Raw genomic sequence first — 18,782 nt, forward strand, 5'->3', positions numbered from 1 at the left:
CTCACTGCTTCGGATACAAGCCCAACGTACTCGCATGCAGCCGCGCGAGCCCGAGCAACGCATCCGTATAAGGCGTCGGCACGTGCGTCAGCTGCCCAAGCTCGCGCACCGCGCCGACCAGCGCGTCGAGTTCGACCGCCTTGCCGGCCTGCACGTCCTGCAGCATCGACGTCTTCATCGCGCCGAGCTTAAGCGTGACCGCGTGACGGTCATCGGGCGCCTGGTCGATCGGGATGCCGAAGCGCGCGCCGATTTCCTTCGCCTCCAGCATGATGTGCGTGACGAAGCCGCGCACGAGTTCGTCGCCGAGAATCCGGTCGGTCGTTGCGCCGGTGATCGCGCTGACCGGGTTCATCGTCATGTTGCCCCATAGCTTGAACCAGACGTCGCGCTGGATCTGCGCGGAGGCCGTGGCATGGAAGCCCGCCGCCTGCAACAGCGCGGCGAGCAGTTCGACACGCTCGCTCGGCTTGCCCGACGCCTCGCCGACGATCAGCCCATTGCCCTGGTGATGCCGGATCACGCCGGGTGCGTCGATCAGGCAACTGGCATGCACGACACAGCCGACCGTCTGCGCGGTCGGGATCGCGGCGGCGATCGCGCCGTCGGGGTCGATCGTCTTCAGGCGCTGGCCGGCGAGCTCGCCGCCGAGGCCGTCGCAGAACCACCACGGCACGCCGTTCATCGCCGTCAGCACGATCGTCTCGGGGCCGAGCAGCGGTTTAATATGCGCGGCCACCGCCGCCATCGCCGGGCCCTTGACCGCGATCACGACGAGCTCCTGCACGCCGAGGTCGGCCGGCTTGTCGCTCGCCTTCACCTGCTCGGCGTAGATCACGCCGCCTTCGATCAGCCGCAGACCGTGCTGGCGCACCGCGTCGAGCGTCGCGCCACGCGCGACCACGCTGACCTGATGCCCCGCCTGCGCGAGCTTCACTCCCATCCAGCCGCCGATCGCGCCGGCGCCGTAGATCGCTACTTTCATCGCTTGAATCCTTGCCTGTTGCTGTGTTTATCGCAGCGTTGATTGTCGCGCTCTTTTGCGGGTGGCTTCAATCATTGCCGGTAGCTCGCATCGATCCGGTCGACCCGCCGCACCAGCGCATCGAACACGTCCTGCCCGGCGCCGTGGCGCGGGTCGAACTGCAGCGCGTCGCGCGAACAGCGCATCGCGACCTCCTCCGGCACCGGCCGCGCGCGGCCCATCGAAAACGTCGCCATCTGGATTTCGCACGCGCGATTCAGCGTCCACAGAATCGCGAAGGTCTGCGGCAACGTCCGGCCCCACGATAGCAGACCGTGGTTGCGCAGGATTACCGCCTGTTTGTCGCCGATATGCGCGAGCAGCCGCGGGCCCTCTTCCGCGTGAATCGTGATGCCTTCGAAGTCGTGATACGCGATCCGGTCGTGCAACTGCGCGCTATAGAAGTTGGTTTGCTGCAGGCCCTCTTCGAGACAGGCCACCGCGACGCCCGCTGTCGTATGCGTATGCATCACGCAGTGCGCGTCGGGCAAGCCCTCGTGAATCGCCGCATGCACGACGAAGCCGGCCGGATTCACCGGATACGGCGAGCCGTCGAGCACCCGCCCGTGTGCATCGATCTTCACCAGATTGCTCGCGGTGACTTCGCTGTAGTGGAGCCCGAACGGGTTGATCAGGAAGTGGCGCTCGGCGCCGCTGACGGTTTCGGGCACGCGCAGCGTGATGTGGTTGTAGATCATCTCGGTCCAGCCGAGCAGATCGAAGATCCGGTAGCACGCGGCGAGCTGCACGCGCGCCTGCCATTCGTCCGGATGCATCGCGGCCGGTCTGGACGAGCTCGCCGGTTGCGCTTCGAGGGTCGTGGCCATCGTCAGTGTCTCCATGATTGTGGTTGTGACGGCGCGGCCATGCGCGCCGCCACCTGTTCACGCGTGCTGCAACGGCGGCTGAACCGCCGGACGGCTTCAGGCGCCCGACACCACCGCCGCGATCGACGACGCGACATAGTCCGCGTTACGCGCGTTCAGCCCGGCGACGCACATGCGGCCCGAGCGCAGCACGTACACCGCGTATTCGTTGCGCAGACGCTCGACCTGGCTTTCGGACAGGCCCGTGTACGTGAACATGCCGCGCTGCGCGACATAGCGCGCGCGCATCACTTCGTCGACGCGTCCGTCGAGCCCCGCGTGGATCACGTTGCGCATCGCCAGAATGCGCTCGCGCATCGTGCCGAGCTCGGCTTCCCACGACGCGCGCAGCGTCGCATCGGCGAGCACGTTGGCGACGAGGCGCGCGCCGTGCGTCGGCGGATTGCTGTAGTTCGCGCGCACCGCCGACATCAGTTGGCCCGCCACGCGCGCCGCTTCGTCGGCGCTCTTGCAGACCACGCTCAACGCGCCGACACGCTCGCCGTACAGCGAGAAATTCTTCGAGAACGAGTTCGCGACGATCAGCGGCACGTTCGCGTCGGCTAGCAGGCGCACGGGTGCGGCGTCTTCTTCGAGGCCCGCGCCGAAACCCTGGTAGGCCATGTCGACGAACGCGATCAGCTTGCGGCGCTGCAAAACCGGCGCCAGTTCCGCCCATTGCGCCGGGCTCAGATCCACGCCGGTCGGGTTATGGCAGCACGCGTGCAGCAGCACGACGTTCTTTTCCGGCAATGCGTCGATCGCGGCGAGCATCTCGGCGAAACGCAGGCCACCCGTTTGCGGGTCGTAGTACGGGTAGGTGTTGACCGTCAGGCCCGCGCCTTCGAATATCACGCGATGGTTTTCCCAGCTCGGGTCGCTGATCCACACCTGCGAGCCGCCGAAATAGCGCTTCAGGAAATCGGCGCCTACCTTCAGCGCGCCCGAGCCGCCGAGCGTTTGCAGCGTCGCGATCCGGCCTTCGGCGCGCGCCGCGCTGTCGGTGCCGAACACCAGCGCCTGCGCGGTGTCGCGATACAGAGGCAGACCCGCCATCGGCAGATACGAGCGCGGGCCGATCGCGTCGAGCAGCGCGGTTTCGGCGCGGCGCACCGCGTCGATCACCGGCAGCTTGCCGGCGTCGTCGAAGTAGATGCCGATGCTGAGGTTGACCTTGTTCGGCCGGGGGTCCAGCTGAAAGTCTTCGTTCAGGCTCAGAATCGGGTCGCCCGGATAGGCGGGAATATGGTCGAACATGACGGGTCCTTGAAGGCGGCCTGTGCAGGCCTGTTGTAGCGGTCGTCCGCGCGCCGCGCGATGACAGGGCAAACCTTGAGTCTAAGCGGGTTTGCCGCGCTAAGTCGACCCGCACGAGTGTCGGTCGCCGGCGCGCCGCGCACAATCAATCGTTTTTTCACGATTCGTAAGTTTTTCTTTAGAATCGATCGTATGCCTCTTACCCGCGTCACGATCCGCCAATTCGAAGCGTTCCTCGCCATCGTCGATCTGCACAGCATCGGCGCGGCGGCAGAGCGGCTCGGGCTGACTTCGTCGGCGGTCAGTCAATTGCTTGCCGAACTCGAAACGGAGCTCGGCTTCCGGCTGTTCGATCGCACCACGCGGCGTGTCGCGCTGTCCAGCGCGGGGCAGGACTTTCTGGCGTCGGCCGAATCGGTGCTGCGCCACGTGCGCGCGGCCGCCCAGTCCGCCGACGACATCCGCAATCGCGCGGCCGGCATCGTGCGGGTCGGCGCGCCGCTCGTGATCGCATCGACGGCGCTGCCTGCGGCGATCGCCGAATACGCGCGCGACAAGCCGAAGGTGGTCGTGCGGGTCTGCGATACCGTGGTCGAACAACTCGTGGAGCGCGTCGAGAGCGGCGACATCGATCTCGCGATCGGCCCGAACCGGCAAAGCGGGCCGCGCGTGCGCTCCGAGGCCGCGTTCGCGAGTCCGTGGGTCATGTGGTGCGCGGCCGCGCATCCGCTCGCCGCTCGCCGCCGCGTGCAGTGGCAGCATCTGCGCGACGTGCCGATCGTCGCGACCGGCCGCGACCATGAGCGCGCGGTCGATCAGATGCGCGCCAATCTGCCGGTCGAGGCGCGCATCATTCCGGTCGATGTCGTCGATAACGTGACCACCGCGTTCGGCCTCGCCGCGCAAGGGCTGGCGGTCACGCTCGCGCCGGCCTATGTGGCGCCGCTCGCGCGCACGTTCGGGCTCGTGATGAAGCGCATCGTCGATCCGGAAACGATTCGCGAGGTGTGCGTGTATCGCTCGACCGAACGGGCGCTGTCGCCATCGGCCGATGGTTTCGCGGATTTCGTGATGCCGTGGTTGAAACGCTGGGATCGGGAGACGCAGGCCGAGGCGCGGGGTAAGCGGAGTTGATGCGCGATGCGACGCGTCGCGCATCTAGGGCTGCATACACAGCGCGAACAGTTGCCGCTGATTCGAAATCCCCAGCCGCGCATACGCGCGCTTCTGATACGTGACGACGCTCGCCGTCTTCACACCCATCTTGCCGGCAATCTCGGCGGCGCTCGCGCCTTCGAGCGTGCCACGCAACGCGTCGAGCTCGCGCGGCGTCAGCGTCGGACATGCGCGCCGCACGCGCGCGAGCATCGCCGCGCCGGTGCCCTGCTGATGCTGCCCGTTCAGCGCGTAATGGCCCTTCGCCGCATGCGCGAACAGCGGCGCGACGCTTTCGATCCGCTCCAGATCGCCCGGCGTGAACACGCCGTACGCGCGGTCGCGATACAGGTTGATCGACAGCCATACGCTATCCGCGGGCTGAACCAACAACGACAGCCGGTCCGATACGTTCGGCTGCGCGTAGCAGGCCGCCCGATACGCTTCGTTTTCGATTTCGTCGCCGCGCTGCTGATGCAGCACCAGCCCATCCCGTGAAGCACTGCGCCGCCTGTCATGGGTCTGGCCGATGATCGCGCGATTGCCGTCGAGCGCATAAAAATGCGCGGCGTAGCGTTCGGCGACGTCGCGCAGAAAATGCCCGCCGCGATGATCGGCCGCCGACACCGTACGCGGCCGCGCATCGAACTCATACGCGAAGATCGTGCACTGCGAGACCGGCAGCGACAACGATTCCCCAACCGTCTGCAGAATGCTCGCGGCGAGCGCGTCGGCATCCGGGTGGGAGATCGCGATGACGAGGTCGGTGGCGCGCGCGGTGCTGATCTGACCGCTGCGCTGCGGTGATGCGAGGCGCCAGGAACGCATGATGGGGATTGGTGCTTGCGCTGCGTGGATTGGGTTGCGGCAAGCGTAGCACAGCCGGTGCGCGGCGCAGGTCCGCCGGCGTGATCCAGTCGTCAGCGACGCCTTATCGCCGGGTAAACGACCCCCGCTGCAACGCCACCACCCTCGGCAATTCGATCGTAAAGGTCGTGCCGGCCTCGTCGCTGGATACGACGCTGACGTCGCCGCCATGCATCCGCGCGATCTCCTGCACGATGTGCAGACCGAGCCCGAGCCCTTCGCGCGAGCGCGCGCCGTTGCCGTTCGACCCGAACGCCTTGAACAGATGCGGAAACACCTCGGCCGGAATCGTGCCGCGATTGGACACCTTCAGCCGCACGCAATCCTCGGCGTCGCCATCGACCTCGACGCCGATATCCCCCTCCGGCGCGCCATGATGCAGCGCATTGCTGACGAGATTCGACACCGCCTGCCACACGAGATCGGTATCCCACGCGCCGGCCGTATTGCCGGTGCAGGTGAACACGATCTGCTTGCCGCTGTCCTGCGACGCGAATTCGTCGATCACCGCGCGGCACAGCGTCGCCAGTTCGATCGAGCGCGGCTGCAACGGCAGACGTCCGCCTTGCAGGCGCGCGAGGTTCAGCAGCTGATCGACCATCCGCGCCATGCGCAGCGAGCTGTTCTTCACGCGCGCGGCGACGGTCGCGGCCTGCTCGTCGGCGGCCGTGCGCATCAGGTATTCCGCGGACGCGAGCACCGCGCCGAGCGGCGTGCGCAGATCGTGACTGAGCACCGCCATCAGCATTTCGTTCGCTTCGAGCATCTGACGCGTCGTCACCAGTTGCGCGGCGAGCTGGCGCTTCTGCTGCTCCAGCTGCACGAACACGTCGACCTTCGACTGCAGGATGCGCGGATCGAACGGCTTGTACAGGAAGTCGACCGCGCCCGCCTCGTAGCCGCGGAACGTGCGCGACGCGTCCTGCGCGGTCGCGGTCAGAAAGATGATCGGAACGTGCGAGGTGCGCGGGCTGCCGCGCATCAGCGCGGCCAGCTCGAAGCCGTTCATGCCGGGCATGTTGACGTCGAGAATCGCCAGCGCGACTTCGTGCTTGAGCAGCAGATCGAGCGCGGCGGTGCCGGAGTCGGCGACCAGCACCGCGACGTCGGGCCGCGCGAGCAATGCTTCGAGCGCGGTGATGTTGTGGGCGATGTCGTCGACGATCAGGATGTTCACAGGTGAGTTCGTCATGGCATCGGATCAAAGGGGAGTCGGCAGCGCGGCAAGGCGCCTGGCCAGGGTTTCGGGGTTGAAAATCGCATCGGCGGCGCCACGCGCGATCGCCGCGCGCGGCATTTCCGCCGCACCGGCGCTGGCGGGGTCCTGCACCCATGCGGTGCCGTCGAGCGCGCGCACGCGTTCGAGGCCGAGCGCGCCGTCGTCGTTGGCGCCGGACAGCAGGATCGCGAGCAGCCGCTCGCCGTACACCGCGGCGGCCGATTCGAACAGCACGTCGATCGACGGCCGCGAGAAGCGCACCGCCGCATCGGTCGACAGCGCGACCGTGCGGTCCACTTCGACGAGCATGTGGTAACCGGGCGGCGCGACGTGCACGCGGCCCGGCAGGATCAGCTCGCCGGCATCGGGTTCGAGCACCGGCAGCGCGCAGCGATGCGCGAGCGCCGGTACCAGATAGCTCGGCGAATCGGGCGGCAGATGCATGACGACCATCACGGCCGCCGCGAAGCGCGCGGGCAACGCGGCGAGCAGCACGTTGAGCACCTCGATGCCGCCCGCCGACCCGCCGATCACGACCAGCTCGTAACCGCGCGGCTCGCGCGCGCGCGCGGCGCCGCCGGCATCGGCGGTATGAGTCATGGCAGGTTCGACGTTCGAAGATGGCATCGCGACCTCGCTAACGCTTCTGATAAATGCGCTCGGCCGCGCGGAACTCGTCGAACGCCGGATAGTGACGCGAAAACCGCAGGCTTTCCTTGCTGCCCAGGCCGAGAAAACCGCGCCGCACCAGCGCGTTCTCGAACAGCCCCAACGCGCGATCCTGCAGGCCGCGATCAAAATAGATCAGCACGTTGCGGCACGACACCAGATGCGCTTCGAGGAACACTTCGTCGGTGGACAGGCTGTGATCGGCGAACACCACCCGCTCTTTCAGCGAGCCGGCAAAGCGCGCGCCGCCATACGCTGCATGATAGTAGTCCGACAGCGAACGCGTGCCGCCCGCCGCCAGATAGTTCTGCGTGAAGCCCTGGATGCGTTCGAGCGCATAGATGCCCGCCTCCGCGCGCGCGAGCGCGTCGGGGTTGATGTCGGTCGCATAGAACAGCGTGCGCTCGGTGAGGCCCTCCTCGTCGAACAGGATCTTCAGCGACCACAGCTCCTCGCCGGTGCTGCATCCCGCGACCCACACCTTGACCGACGGATAGGTGCGCAGACGCGGCAGCACATGTTGGCGCAGCGCGAGGAAATACGACGGATCGCGAAACATGTCGCTGACCTGCACGGTCAGGTACCGGAACAGCCGCGAAAATTCGTTGCCGTCGCGCATGATGCGGTCCTGCAACTGCGACAGCGTCTCCACGTTGAATTCATCGAGCGCCTGCGCGAGGCGGCGGCGCAGCGACGACATCGCGTAGTGGCGAAAGTCGTGCTGATACTTCAGATAGATCGCCTCGAGCAGCAGCTTCAGCTCGATGTCGAAATCGCTGAGACGCTGCGGTACGTCAGATGCGGACGGTTTCATCGCGTTTCTCGTCTGCGTGCTTGCGCTCGCGCTCTCAGCGCTGCCGCAGCCACACGCGGCACAGCGCGACGAGCTTGTCGACGTCGATCGGTTTCGACACGTAGTCGTCGGCGCCGGCTTCGAGGCAGCGCGTGCGATCGTTCGCCATCGCCTTGGCGGTCAGCGCGATGATCGGCAGATGCGCGAAGCGCGGATTGCGGCGAATCTCGCCCATCGCGGTCAGGCCGTCCATCTCGGGCATCATGACGTCCATCAGCACCAGATGCACTTCCGGTCCGTTCTCCAGTTCGTCGAGCGCCTCGCGGCCATTGCGCGCGATCAGCAGCTTCGCGCCGAGCGGTTCGAGCACGTGCGACAGCGCAAAGATGTTGCGCACGTCGTCTTCGGCGAGCAGGATCGTGCGGCCCTCGAACGCATTGTCACGTTGCCGCACGGTGCGCAGCATACGCTGCTGCTCCGGCGCGAGCGACGACTCGACGCTGTGCAGGAACAGCGTGACTTCGTCGAGCAGACGCTCCGGCGATTTCGCGCCCTTGATGATGATCGACTTCGAATAGCGGCGCAGCCGGTGTTCCTCTTCGTCGGACAGCATGCGGCCCGTGTAGACGATCACCGGCAGCGATGCGTGTGCGGTGTTGGCGGCGAGGCGTTCGAGCAGATCGTAGCCGGTGCCGTCGGGCAGCGCGAGATCGGTGACGACGCAGTCGAACGCCAGCGCCCCCAATTGCTCGAACGCCTCGGCGAGTGTCGCGACCGCGACGATCTCGGTGTTCTCGCTTTGCAGCAGCGCGCGGATGCTTTCGCGCATCGGCGCGTCGTCCTCGATCACCAGCACGCGCTTCAGGCGCTGCTGCAGCCGCGCTTCGAGGCGGCGGATCGCGGCCTCCATCGTCGAGCGCGCGGTCGGCTTCAGCGTGTAGCCGATCGCGCCGAGGTGCAGAGCCTTATCGGCGTGATCGGTAGCCGACACGATATGAATCGGAATGTGGCGCGTCAGCGGATCGTTTTTCAGCCATTCGAGCACCGTGAGGCCCGAGCGGTCCGGCAGACCCACGTCGAGCAGCACCGCCGCCGGCCGCATGTCGCGCACCAGCGCGAGACCGCTGGCGGCGTCGCTCGCGTGCACGAAGTCGAAGTCGAGTTCGTGCACGAGATCGCGCAAAATCGCCGCGAACGGCGGATCGTCTTCGACCGCGACGATCAGACGACCGGCGCGCGTGCGGTTGTCGCGATCGTCCGCGATCGGCGCGGCGGCGGCGGGCGCGGCCGTGCCGGGCAGCAACGCGTCGCGCAACGCGATCGGCGACGCCCGGTTTGCCAGGCCATTCGCCGGCGAGATCACCGCGGCGGGCGCGGCGTCGAGCGGCGTGTGCAGCAACGGCGCTTCCGCCGTCGCCTGCGCGCCAATGCCCGTGCCGGCGTTGATCGCGCTGCCCGCGGCCTCGCGCGCATCGAGCGGCAGCCACAGCGAAAACACGCTGCCCTTGCCCACTTCGCTCGCGACCGTGATGCGCCCGCCCAGCAGCCGCGAGAATTCACGCGAAATCGACAGCCCGAGGCCGCTGCCGCCGTATTGACGGCTCGTCGAACCATCGGCCTGCTGGAATGCCTCGAAGATCATGTCGAGCTTGTCGGCCGGAATGCCGATGCCCGAATCGCGCACGTCGAAGCGCAGCACGTTGTCCTCGACCTTGGCGACCTCGAGCGTGACCTCGCCGCGCTCGGTGAACTTCACCGCGTTCGACAGCAGGTTGCGCAGAATCTGCGTGAGCCGCTGACCGTCGGTGACGAACGTATCCGGGGTACCCGGCAATTTGTCGAAGGCGACCCGCAAGTGCTTGGTCGCCGCGATCGGCCGGAACATTTCGTCGAGCGATTGCAGCGTCGCGTCGATCGACACCGTTTCGGGTTCGACCGTCAACTGCCCCGCCTCGACCTTCGACAGGTCGAGAATATCGTTGATCAGCACGAGCAGATCGCTGTTCGACGCGTGGATCGTCTCCGCGTAGCGCACCTGCTCGTCGGTCAGATTGCCGCTGCGATTTTGCTGCAGCAGCTTCGCGAGAATCAGCGAGCTGTTCAGCGGCGTGCGCAATTCGTGCGACATATTCGCGAGGAATTCGGACTTGTAGCGGCTCGACTGTTCGAGGCGCTCCGCGTTGGCCGCCAGATCGTTCTGCGCGCGCAGCAGATCCGATTTCTGGCGCTCCAGCCGCTGCGCGTATTCCTCGAGTTGCACGTTGGTCTGTTCGAGTTCGGACTGCTGCGCTTCGAGGCGCCGTTGCGAGTCCATCAGCGCGCGGCCGCGTTCCTCGAGACCTTCGTTGGAGACCCGCAACTCCTCCTGCTGGACCTGCAACTCCTCGTTCAGCTGCTGCGTCTCGGCGAGCGCATCCTGCAGGCGCTCGCGATACAGCGCCGCTTCGAGAAAATCGCCCATGCTGTGGCGGATCAGTTCCATGAACTCTTCGTCGCGCGGCCTCACTTCGCGCAGGAAGCCCATTTCGATGACGCCGTTGACCTGGCCGTCGTTGTCGATCGGCAGGATCAGCAGATTGCGCGGCGCGCCGCTGCCCGTCGCCGACATGACCCGCACATAATCGGCGGGCACGTCGCGCAAAACCAGTGTGCGGTGCGAGCGCGCGGCCTGGCCGACCAGCGTTTCGCCTTCCTCGAAACTCGGTGCGGCGGTCTGTTCGCTGTCGCGGCTGTATCCATACGCGGCGATGCGGCGCAGCGTGCCGCTTTGCCGGTCGCGCACGTAGAGCGCGGCGACGACCGCATCGAGATATTGGGCGAGAAACTCGAGCATTGCGCGGCCAACGAGCGGCGCGCTGGTCTGACCGACCACCTTGTCCGCGAGCAGGCGCTGGCCCGAGCGCAACCAGACCTGCTGCTCGAGCAGCGTGGTCTGCTCGGCCTGCTGACGCAGCACGTTGTCGTAGGTCTCCGACAGGTCCAGCAGTTCACGACGCCCCCGCCATGCGAGCAGGCCGCTGACGACGAGGCTGAACAGCAGGAACAGGCCGACCAGCGTCCCCGTCACATTGCGCGTCGCTTCGGCGCGCTGCTGGCGCAGGCGCAATTCGACATCGAGAAAATCGCCGAATTCGCGGCGTATTTCGTCGAATTCGAGCTTGCCGCGCCCCGCTGCGATCGCGCTCTCATAGTCCAGGTTGCGGCGGCGCGCGTCGATGGTCTCTTCGGCGAAGCGCGTCCAACGCTGCTGCAACGCCTCGATCTGCTTGAGCCGCGCGATCTGCAGCGGGTTGTCGGCGAGCTGCTTTTGCAAGCTTTCGAGCTGCGCCTTGAATTTCGGACCGCCGTTTTCATACGGCGTGAGGAAGCTCTCGTCACCGGTGATCAGAAAGCCGCGCATCGACGATTCGCGATCGACCGCGAGTCGCAGCATTTCGTTGGCGTCGCCGATCACGCGCTCGGAGTGCTCGGCCCAACTCATCGTCGACACGAGATAAACGATCAGGCCGACGAACAGCGCCATCGTGACGAGGCCGACGCCCAAAGGCAGCGCGATATTGCGGCGAAGGATGCGGCGGAAACGGAGTTGATCGACGGCCTGCGATGCGGTCATTTTTTCTGTAGGTGGCATGGCGAATCGGGTCGATGCGGAATATTTTGCGGGTCTGTGCACGGTGGTGAGTACCGCGAAACGACCGCCGTCATCATACAAGGACGACACTCATCCTGTATCGGAAGGCGGCAGGTCGAGCCTTGCTGGCAGGACGCGGTTCGCTCGCGCGATCGGTCGCGTGCGGCGGGCAATGCAAAAAGAAACCTGGCCGGCTCGCACCGGCCAGGTTCCTGCATCGAACGCACGTCATCGACACGCCGCATTGCGGCTACGCCCAGCGTCTTTAGCGGCTCACGCGGCAGCGCAACCTCCCGGCCCGCTCAGGCCGGCACCAATTCCGCCTGCGCCGCGCGCGACCAGACGCGATGCTGCCCGGCAGCCTTGATGAACGCCTTCAACACATCGGCCGATTGCGAATCCTCACCGGTCGCGACGCCGTCCGACTGCGCGGGCAACTGCGCGGCCGTGAGCAGATCGCGGCCCGCGCCGAGCGCCGCGATCGCCTTCAGATGCTTGAACGCTTCGAGCACGAAGTGCCGCGCATCGCCCGACTGCGACAGCGCCTTCGCCCCCTTCTCGCCGCCGACGACGATTACCGCGTCGAACATCACCGACGGCAGCCCGGCGATCGTCGCGTCGGGTGCGAGGCCATCGATCCCGGCGAGCGTCGGCGCGATCAGCATCGGCGTCGCGCCTTCACTCTTGAGCGCCTGCTGCAGCTGTTTGATCGCAGCCCCATCTGAGCCGGGCGCAGCGAGCAGCGCGATCTTGCGGGTCTTGATGCCCGGCTTCACGCGATTGAGCAGACTCAACGCCGGCGACGCCTTCGGCCCCACCAGCTTCGCCGTGCCCTGCTTCGGCGCCGGCAGACCGAGTCCTTCGGCCACCTTCGCGGCGAGACCGGCGTCGAAGTTCGCGAGGATCTCGTTGACCTGGCGCGCGCGAATCTCGGGCTTCGTCACCTTACCGAGCTCGAACTGATAGGCCGCCGCGATATGGTCTTTTTCCGGCTGCGACATGCTGTTGTAGAACAGCGCGGCCTGCGAGAAATGATCGGCGAACGAGTCGCTGCGCACGCGAATCTTCGTGCTCTCGACGCGTTCCTGATAGCTGTCGAAGCCGCCATCTTCGGCGGCCGGATCGGTTTCCTTCGGCCAGCCGTCGTTCAGCGAGTTCGGCTCGTACGACGCCTGACCGACGTGGATCGCCTGCCGATGCATCGCATCGCGCTGATTGTTGACGGACGGACAGACCGGCCGGTTGATCGGAATCTCGTGAAAGTTCGGGCCGCCGAGACGGCTGATCTGCGTGTCCGTGTAGGAGAACAGACGTCCTTGCAGCAGCGGGTCGTTGGTGAAATCGATGCCCGGCACGATGTGCCCCGGATGGAACGCGGCCTGTTCGGTCTCCGCGAAGAAGTTGTCCGGATTGCGGTTGAGCGTCATCTTGCCGATGATCTGCACCGGCACCAGCTCTTCAGGAATCAGCTTGGTCGGGTCGAGCAGATCGAAATCGAACTTGTGCTCGTCGGCTTCCTCGACGATCTGCACGCCCAGTTCGTACTCGGGATAATCGCCGCGCTCGATCGCTTCCCACAGGTCGCGCCGGTGAAAGTCCGGGTCCTTGCCCGCGAGCTTCTGCGCTTCGTCCCACAGCAGCGAATACGAGCCTAGTACCGGCCGCCAGTGGAACTTGACGAAGCGCGCCTTGCCCTCTGCATTGACGAAGCGGAACGTGTGGACGCCAAAGCCTTCCATCGTGCGCAAGCTGCGCGGGATCGCGCGGTCCGACATCGTCCACAGCACCATGTGCGCCGATTCGGGCACGAGCGAAACGAAGTCCCAGAACGTGTCGTGCGCGGAGCCGCCGGTCGGCATTTCGTTCGGTGCTTCCGGCTTCACCGCGTGCACGAAATCGGGAAACTTGATCGCGTCCTGGATGAAGAACACCGGCATGTTGTTGCCGACCAGATCGAAATTGCCTTCCTGCGTGTAGAACTTCGTCGCGAAGCCGCGCACGTCGCGCACCGTGTCGGCCGAGCCGCGCGGTCCTTGCACGGTCGAGAAACGCACATAGACCGGCGTTTCGGCGGCCGGGTCCTGCAGAAACGCGGCCTTGGTGTACTCGCGCATCGATTCGTAGACCTTGAAGACGCCATGCGCGGCCGAGCCGCGCGCGTGTACGATCCGCTCGGGAATGCGCTCGTGATCGAAATGCGTGATCTTCTCGCGCATGATGAAGTCTTCGAGCAGCGACGGACCGCGTGGCCCCGCGCGCAGCGTGTTCTGGTTGTCGGCGATCTTGACGCCCTGATTGGTTCGCAGCGCCTCGCCTTGCGGCTTCACGCGATTGCGTTCGAGATCGTTCGATTTCGCGTCGTTCGACTGCGCCGCCCCGTTTGAGTGGGCCGCGGGCTTCTGGGTATTCGCTTTACCTGCCATGGGAATCGACTCCTTGTGTTCGGGCGCGCGGCGACGAAGGCGTCGCGGCGCGCGATTACGGAGTCAGCAAGGGCCATACCTACGAAGTCGCAGCGCAATGGCGGCGCGGCGGCGCTAGATCAGAACCGGTAGTTGATCGATACGTCGGCGACGCCCGTCGCGCGGCTGCGCGTGATCGGACTTTTGCCCGCGCTGCCGACGAGCTGCTCGAACGCGCCGTCGGCGGTCGCGAACCAGTGCTTGCTGAACAGCCAGATCGCGCTGACACCGAAACCCACCGACTTGAAGCCCGCGCTCGCGTGATACTGCGGATACTGCGAGTGAGCGGCCTGCTCCTGATTGACGCCGAACCAGCTGTTCATGTACTTGGAGTCCGCGAGCACCACGTTCGGGCCGGCGAACCAGAAGAACTGCCTGGTGCTGCCGGGCATCGGCATATAGGCACCGAGATCGCCGATCCAGCCGTTCGATCCGCCGAAATAGCGGCGGATATCGGCGCGCAGCACGAGCGGAAAATCCTTCGAAATGACGTACTCGCCCGAGAGCTTCAGACCCACCGCCGGGTTGATGTTGCCGAGCCCGTTGAGTTCCTGCGGATCGTCCTGGGCGCGCCGGCCGAGATCGTAGACTGCGGCGAGACTCATGCGCCAGTTCTCGCCCTGCGCGAAGTTCACGCCGAAGCCTTCGCCGCTCGACAGAAAGAGCAGATCCTTGTACCGCACGTCGATGCTCGGACCGGCCACCAGGTGATAGCGGTCCGATCCCTCGAAGCGCGGCTGGAACGACGTAGCCACGCCGAAGCGCAGTTGCCAGTCGGGAATGTTCGGCTGCCACATCTTCTGCAGCGGAACGCCCACCGAGTATTGCCATTCGCCGAGCGGCGACGGCGTCTGCGCGAAGACCACACCCGGCACGCAGGCCATCGCACTCAAGGTCGCGGCGACGAAGAAGCTCGCCGCGATGCCGGTTTGTTTATGGCGGGGCGAGGCGCCCCGCTTCTTTCTACGGCTGTTCACCACCGGAAGCCTCCGATCCGCTCGTCGCGATGAGGTTAGGTTTTCGCCCGGGGTCCAGCGCGGACCCAAAAAGCACGGACGACCGCCGCACCGCTACTTACGGCGTGTAATTTTTCCAATCGATGACGCGGGCGGCGCGATGCGCACGAGGCGCGGCGAGCCCGCGTGACCCACGCGGTCGTATGGCCACTGCGCATGATCCTTGCGCGCCGCGCTGACCCGGACAATGGCCCACGGAACATGGCTTCGCAAGATATGCGCCAAGTCTGTGGAAGATTGATGACGAGCGCGGCGCAACCGTTCGGCCGGGTCATTGCCCTGCTTGAACGAGCACCGGCTTGTCGCGATACAGGCTGGGGAACAGGCGCTTCAGGTTGGCGATTTTCGGCATGTCATTGAACACGATATAGGCCGAATCGGGATGCAAGGTCAGATAGTTCTGGTGATACGACTCGGCCGGATAGAAGCCTTTGTACGGCTCCGTCTTCGTGACGATCGGCGCGGGGAACACGTGCGACTTGTCGAGCTGCGCGATGTAGCTTTGCGCGACGCGCCGCTGCGCATCGTTCAGCGGAAAGATCGCGGAGCGGTATTGCGTGCCGCTGTCGGGCCCCTGACGATTCAGCTCGGTCGGGTCCTGAACCACCGAGAAATACACCTGCAGCAACTGGCCGTAGGTGACCTTGCCGGGGTCGAAGGTGACCTGCACCGATTCGGCGTGCCCGGTGTCGCCGCCGCTGACGGTCTCGTACTGCGCGGTGTCGCGTGAGCCGCCCGAGTAGCCGGACACCGCCCTCGTCACACCACGCACGTGCTGGAACACGCCCTGGACGCCCCAGAAGCAGCCACCCGCGAGCACCGCGGTTTCCTCGTGCGCGGTGCTGGCCGGGAGCGGTTCGTCGAGCGCGGGCGGTGCGATCACGACGGCGTTCTCCGCCGGGAACGCGACGCGCTGCGCGAGCGGCGACGCAAAGGCGGCGGCGCCGAGCAGCAACGACAACGCGGCCGCACGTGAGCGTTTCGAGTTGCCGCCGAGCGATGTAAGGGATTGCGGTCTGTTGCCAGTCATGGTGGTCGCTCCGAAAAAGTGCCGACGCGCGCCCGCCTTGCCACCGTGCTGCCAGGCCGCACGCGGGTGCGCCGAAGCTTGGTCGCGCGGGCGCGGCGTTTATGACAGCATGCGCGCTTTTGCGGCCGGCTGCGCGGCGTGGTGACCGAGCGGATTACAGCGGAAATTTCGTGGTCGACAGGATTTCCTTCAGCACCATGAACGAGCGGATCTGCCGCACGCCGGGCAGATACAGCAACTGCTCCGCGTGCAGGCGATTGAAGCTGTCGCTGTCGCGCGTGCGGATCACCATGAAATAGTCGAACTCGCCGGTCACCACGTGGCACTCCATGCAGCCGGCCACCTTCTGCGCGGCCTTTTCGAATTCGGCGAACGACTCAGGCGTCGAGCGATCGAGCACCACGCCGATGATCACCAGCATGCCCGCGCCCGCCGCCTTGGGGTCGAGCAGCGCGACCACGCCTCGAATCAGCCCCGATTCCTTCAAGCGCTCGACGCGCCGCAAACACGCCGGCGCGCTCAGCTTCACCTTCGCCGCGAGCGCCACGTTCGAAATGGACGCGTCGGTCTGCAACTGCCGCAGGATCGCGCGATCGATGCGATCGAGCGCGTGTTGTCGATCGGAAGGTTTCGATCCAGCACGAACTTTTGTTGCGCTAGTGGCCATCTTTGCGAAGTTTTGTGAGGAAGCGGAGATTTCCTGATTTTTAAAAATAGGTCCGGCCGATTTTTTTCGCAAGCTCATTTCCGACGGTTTTTTCTAACATGAACTCTCGGAAATCACCCACCACGGAGCCCCGATGAACCTGCAACGATTCCCCCGCTATTCGCTCACCTTCGGGCCGACGCCGATCCAGCCGCTCAACCGTCTGAGCAAGCATCTCGGCGGCAAGGTCAAGCTCTATGCCAAGCGCGAAGACTGCAATAGCGGCCTCGCGTTCGGCGGCAACAAGACCCGCAAGCTCGAATATCTGATCCCCGACGCACTCGCGCAGGGCTGCGACACGCTGGTGTCGATCGGCGGCATCCAGTCGAACCAGACGCGCCAGGTCGCGGCGGTTGCCGCGCATCTGGGTCTGAAGTGCGTGCTCGTGCAGGAGAACTGGGTCAACTACTCGGATGCGGTCTACGACCGTGTCGGCAACATCCAGATGTCGCGCATGATGGGCGCCGACGTGCGGCTCGTGCCGGACGGCTTCGACATCGGCTTTCGCAAGAGCTGGGAAGACGCGCTCGACAGTGTGCGCGCCGCCGGCGGCAAGCCGTACGCGATTCCGGCCGGCTGCTCGGATCATCCGCTGGGCGGGCTCGGCTTCGTCGGCTTCGCCGAAGAGGTTCGCCAGCAGGAAGCCGAATTGGGTTTCAAATTCGACTACATCGTCGTGTGCTCGGTGACGGGCAGCACCCAGGCGGGCATGGTGGTCGGTTTCGCCGCCGACGGCCGCGCCGAGCGGGTAATTGGCATCGACGCCTCGGCGAAACCGGCGCAGACGCGCGAGCAGATCACGCGCATCGCGAAGCGGACCGCCGAGAGCGTCGAGCTGGGCCGCGACATCACCGCGAAGGACATCGTGCTCGACGAGCGCTACGGCGGCCCGGAATACGGTCTGCCCAACGACGGCACGCTCGAGGCGATCCGATTGTGCGCGCGGCTCGAAGGCATGCTGACCGATCCGGTGTACGAGGGAAAATCGATGCACGGCATGATCGACAAGGTCCGTAACGGCGAATTTCCGGCCGGCTCGAGCGTGCTGTATGCGCACCTGGGCGGCGTGCCGGCGTTGAGCGCGTACAGCTTCATCTTCCGCGACGGTTGATGGGGTTTAGAAGATTTAGCCGACGGGCGTCCGCGGTTCGGCCGCGAGCTTTTTCCTCAGATGCGTGCGCAGAAACTCGACGAATGCCCGGATCGTGACCGAGCTTTGCCGATGCTGCGGATACACCGCATAGACACCCGTCGCCGACGGCAGGAATGCTTCTAGCACGGGCACGAGCTGTCCGCTGGCGAGCGCATCGGCGATGATGAAATCGGGCAGCCGGACGATTCCCAGTCCCGCGACGGCCGAATCGCGAATCAGCTCGCCGTTATTGGCCCGCAACGGGCCGCGCACCTCGACGCTCTTCGCCGCGCCGTCGACGCGAAACTCCCAGCTCACCGCGCCGCCATGGCCGTACAGCAGACAATCGTGATTCGCGAGATCTGCCGGCACGGCCGGGCTGCCACGCCGCCGCAAATAACCGGGGCTGCAGCACGCGATCATCCTCACGTCGATCAGCTTCTGCGCGATCAGCGACGAATCCGCCAGCGTGCCGATACGGATCGCCATGTCGAAGCCCTCGCCGACCACATCGACGGCGCGGTCGCTCAACTCCATATCGAAGCGCACGTCGCGATGCTCGCGCAGAAACGCGGCGACGAGCGGCGACAGATGCGTCATGCCGAACGACATCGGCGCGCTCACGCGTAGCAGCCCGCGCGGCCCGGCACGGCGCAGCGACATCGCCTGCTCGGCGTCCTCGACCTCGCCGAGGATGCGCTTGGCCCGCTCGTAGAACTCCTGGCCCAGATCGGTCACCGCCAGCTTGCGCGTATTGCGAATCAGCAGTTGCACGCCGAGCGCCTCTTCGAGCGCCATCACACGGCGGCTCACGAACTGTTTCGACAGCGACAGCCGGTTTGCCGCGGCGGTGAAATTGTGGGCGTCGACGGTCGCGACGAAGATCCGCATGTCATCGAGTTGCATCGTATTGTCCACTCCAACGCGACAGTGTTTCCGATTTTACCCTGATTAT

The 18,782-nt window shown here is 65.7% G+C and carries 14 protein-coding genes and 1 pseudogene; 2 read left to right on the forward strand and 13 right to left on the reverse strand.

Annotated features, from left to right (window positions below):
• Nucleotide 1: 1 nt before the first annotated feature.
• From ACLFKU_RS12585 to ACLFKU_RS12595, 3 genes are all read right to left on the reverse strand, one after another.
• A complete protein-coding gene (locus ACLFKU_RS12585; RefSeq protein WP_410849300.1) occupies nt 2-985 on the reverse strand; it encodes a 2-dehydropantoate 2-reductase in 984 nt (327 codons plus the stop codon).
• 71 nt (nt 986-1,056) lie between these two features.
• On the reverse strand, nt 1,057-1,851 hold the full coding sequence (locus tag ACLFKU_RS12590) for a class II aldolase/adducin family protein (protein WP_410849301.1): 795 nt from the start codon (nt 1,849-1,851) through the stop codon (nt 1,057-1,059).
• A 96-nt stretch (nt 1,852-1,947) separates the two neighbouring features.
• Complete coding sequence (locus ACLFKU_RS12595) at nt 1,948-3,147, reverse strand: amino acid aminotransferase (RefSeq protein ID WP_410849302.1); 1,200 nt, start codon at nt 3,145-3,147, stop codon at nt 1,948-1,950.
• Nucleotides 3,148-3,339: 192 nt separating this feature from the next.
• On the opposite strand from ACLFKU_RS12595, the gene ACLFKU_RS12600 reads away from it, so the two are divergent.
• Nucleotides 3,340-4,281: a LysR family transcriptional regulator gene (locus ACLFKU_RS12600; protein ID WP_410849303.1), complete on the forward strand. Its 942-nt coding sequence runs from the start codon at nt 3,340-3,342 to the stop codon at nt 4,279-4,281.
• 24 nt (nt 4,282-4,305) lie between these two features.
• On the opposite strand, the gene ACLFKU_RS12605 is transcribed toward ACLFKU_RS12600, so the two are convergent.
• The 9 genes and pseudogenes from ACLFKU_RS12605 to ACLFKU_RS12645 all read right to left on the reverse strand — a co-directional run bounded on the left by ACLFKU_RS12605 (nt 4,306) and on the right by ACLFKU_RS12645 (nt 16,656).
• Nucleotides 4,306-5,130 carry a helix-turn-helix transcriptional regulator gene (locus ACLFKU_RS12605; RefSeq protein WP_410849304.1) on the reverse strand — a complete coding sequence of 275 codons (825 nt, stop codon included), beginning with the start codon at nt 5,128-5,130 and terminating at the stop codon, nt 4,306-4,308.
• A 103-nt stretch (nt 5,131-5,233) separates the two neighbouring features.
• Nucleotides 5,234-6,361 carry a response regulator gene (locus ACLFKU_RS12610; RefSeq protein WP_410849305.1) on the reverse strand — a complete coding sequence of 376 codons (1,128 nt, stop codon included), beginning with the start codon at nt 6,359-6,361 and terminating at the stop codon, nt 5,234-5,236.
• A gap of 9 nt (nt 6,362-6,370) precedes the next feature.
• Nucleotides 6,371-6,988 (reverse strand): chemotaxis protein CheB, encoded by a 618-nt coding sequence (locus tag ACLFKU_RS12615; protein ID WP_410849306.1) that lies wholly within the window; start codon nt 6,986-6,988, stop codon nt 6,371-6,373.
• Nucleotides 6,989-7,025: 37 nt separating this feature from the next.
• Nucleotides 7,026-7,871 (reverse strand): CheR family methyltransferase, encoded by an 846-nt coding sequence (locus ACLFKU_RS12620; protein ID WP_410849307.1) that lies wholly within the window; start codon nt 7,869-7,871, stop codon nt 7,026-7,028.
• 34 nt (nt 7,872-7,905) lie between these two features.
• The gene (locus ACLFKU_RS12625) at nt 7,906-11,463 is read right to left on the reverse strand and encodes a response regulator (protein ID WP_410849308.1); all 3,558 of its coding nucleotides are present in this window, start codon (nt 11,461-11,463) and stop codon (nt 7,906-7,908) included.
• A gap of 320 nt (nt 11,464-11,783) precedes the next feature.
• A pseudogene (gene katE, locus ACLFKU_RS12630) lies at nt 11,784-13,916 on the reverse strand (catalase HPII); the annotation flags it as partial.
• 107 nt (nt 13,917-14,023) lie between these two features.
• Nucleotides 14,024-14,923 carry a MipA/OmpV family protein gene (locus ACLFKU_RS12635; protein WP_410849309.1) on the reverse strand — a complete coding sequence of 300 codons (900 nt, stop codon included), beginning with the start codon at nt 14,921-14,923 and terminating at the stop codon, nt 14,024-14,026.
• A gap of 307 nt (nt 14,924-15,230) precedes the next feature.
• Nucleotides 15,231-15,989 (reverse strand): peptide-methionine (S)-S-oxide reductase MsrA, encoded by a 759-nt coding sequence (msrA, locus tag ACLFKU_RS12640; RefSeq protein ID WP_368583788.1) that lies wholly within the window; start codon nt 15,987-15,989, stop codon nt 15,231-15,233.
• Between the two features lie 154 nt (nt 15,990-16,143).
• On the reverse strand, nt 16,144-16,656 hold the full coding sequence (locus ACLFKU_RS12645) for an Lrp/AsnC family transcriptional regulator (RefSeq protein WP_368583787.1): 513 nt from the start codon (nt 16,654-16,656) through the stop codon (nt 16,144-16,146).
• 133 nt (nt 16,657-16,789) lie between these two features.
• Here ACLFKU_RS12645 and ACLFKU_RS12650 point away from each other — a divergent pair, with 133 nt between their 5' ends.
• A complete protein-coding gene (locus ACLFKU_RS12650; RefSeq protein WP_410849310.1) occupies nt 16,790-17,806 on the forward strand; it encodes a 1-aminocyclopropane-1-carboxylate deaminase in 1,017 nt (338 codons plus the stop codon).
• Between the two features lie 15 nt (nt 17,807-17,821).
• On the opposite strand, the gene ACLFKU_RS12655 is transcribed toward ACLFKU_RS12650, so the two are convergent.
• Entirely contained in the window at nt 17,822-18,733 is a 912-nt protein-coding gene (locus ACLFKU_RS12655; protein WP_410849311.1) for a LysR family transcriptional regulator, read from the reverse strand.
• Nucleotides 18,734-18,782 lie beyond the last annotated feature (49 nt).

This window comes from Paraburkholderia sp. EG304 (assembly GCF_046543485.1).
Classification (GTDB): domain Bacteria; phylum Pseudomonadota; class Gammaproteobacteria; order Burkholderiales; family Burkholderiaceae; genus Paraburkholderia; species Paraburkholderia youngii.

Excerpts from the sequence above, each read along its gene's own strand:
- ACLFKU_RS12585 (WP_410849300.1), bottom strand. The coding sequence starts at position 985 with ATGAAAGTAGCGATCTACGGCGCCGGCGCGATCGGCGGCTGGATGGGA.
- ACLFKU_RS12590 (WP_410849301.1), bottom strand. The coding sequence starts at position 1,851 with ATGGCCACGACCCTCGAAGCGCAACCGGCGAGCTCGTCCAGACCGGCC.
- ACLFKU_RS12595 (WP_410849302.1), bottom strand. The coding sequence starts at position 3,147 with ATGTTCGACCATATTCCCGCCTATCCGGGCGACCCGATTCTGAGCCTG.
- ACLFKU_RS12600 (WP_410849303.1), top strand. The coding sequence starts at position 3,340 with ATGCCTCTTACCCGCGTCACGATCCGCCAATTCGAAGCGTTCCTCGCC.
- ACLFKU_RS12605 (WP_410849304.1), bottom strand. The coding sequence starts at position 5,130 with ATGCGTTCCTGGCGCCTCGCATCACCGCAGCGCAGCGGTCAGATCAGC.
- ACLFKU_RS12610 (WP_410849305.1), bottom strand. The coding sequence starts at position 6,361 with ATGACGAACTCACCTGTGAACATCCTGATCGTCGACGACATCGCCCAC.
- ACLFKU_RS12615 (WP_410849306.1), bottom strand. The coding sequence starts at position 6,988 with ATGACTCATACCGCCGATGCCGGCGGCGCCGCGCGCGCGCGCGAGCCG.
- ACLFKU_RS12620 (WP_410849307.1), bottom strand. The coding sequence starts at position 7,871 with ATGAAACCGTCCGCATCTGACGTACCGCAGCGTCTCAGCGATTTCGAC.
- ACLFKU_RS12625 (WP_410849308.1), bottom strand. The coding sequence starts at position 11,463 with ATGACCGCATCGCAGGCCGTCGATCAACTCCGTTTCCGCCGCATCCTT.
- msrA (WP_368583788.1), bottom strand. The coding sequence starts at position 15,989 with ATGACTGGCAACAGACCGCAATCCCTTACATCGCTCGGCGGCAACTCG.
- ACLFKU_RS12645 (WP_368583787.1), bottom strand. The coding sequence starts at position 16,656 with ATGGCCACTAGCGCAACAAAAGTTCGTGCTGGATCGAAACCTTCCGAT.
- ACLFKU_RS12650 (WP_410849310.1), top strand. The coding sequence starts at position 16,790 with ATGAACCTGCAACGATTCCCCCGCTATTCGCTCACCTTCGGGCCGACG.
- ACLFKU_RS12655 (WP_410849311.1), bottom strand. The coding sequence starts at position 18,733 with ATGCAACTCGATGACATGCGGATCTTCGTCGCGACCGTCGACGCCCAC.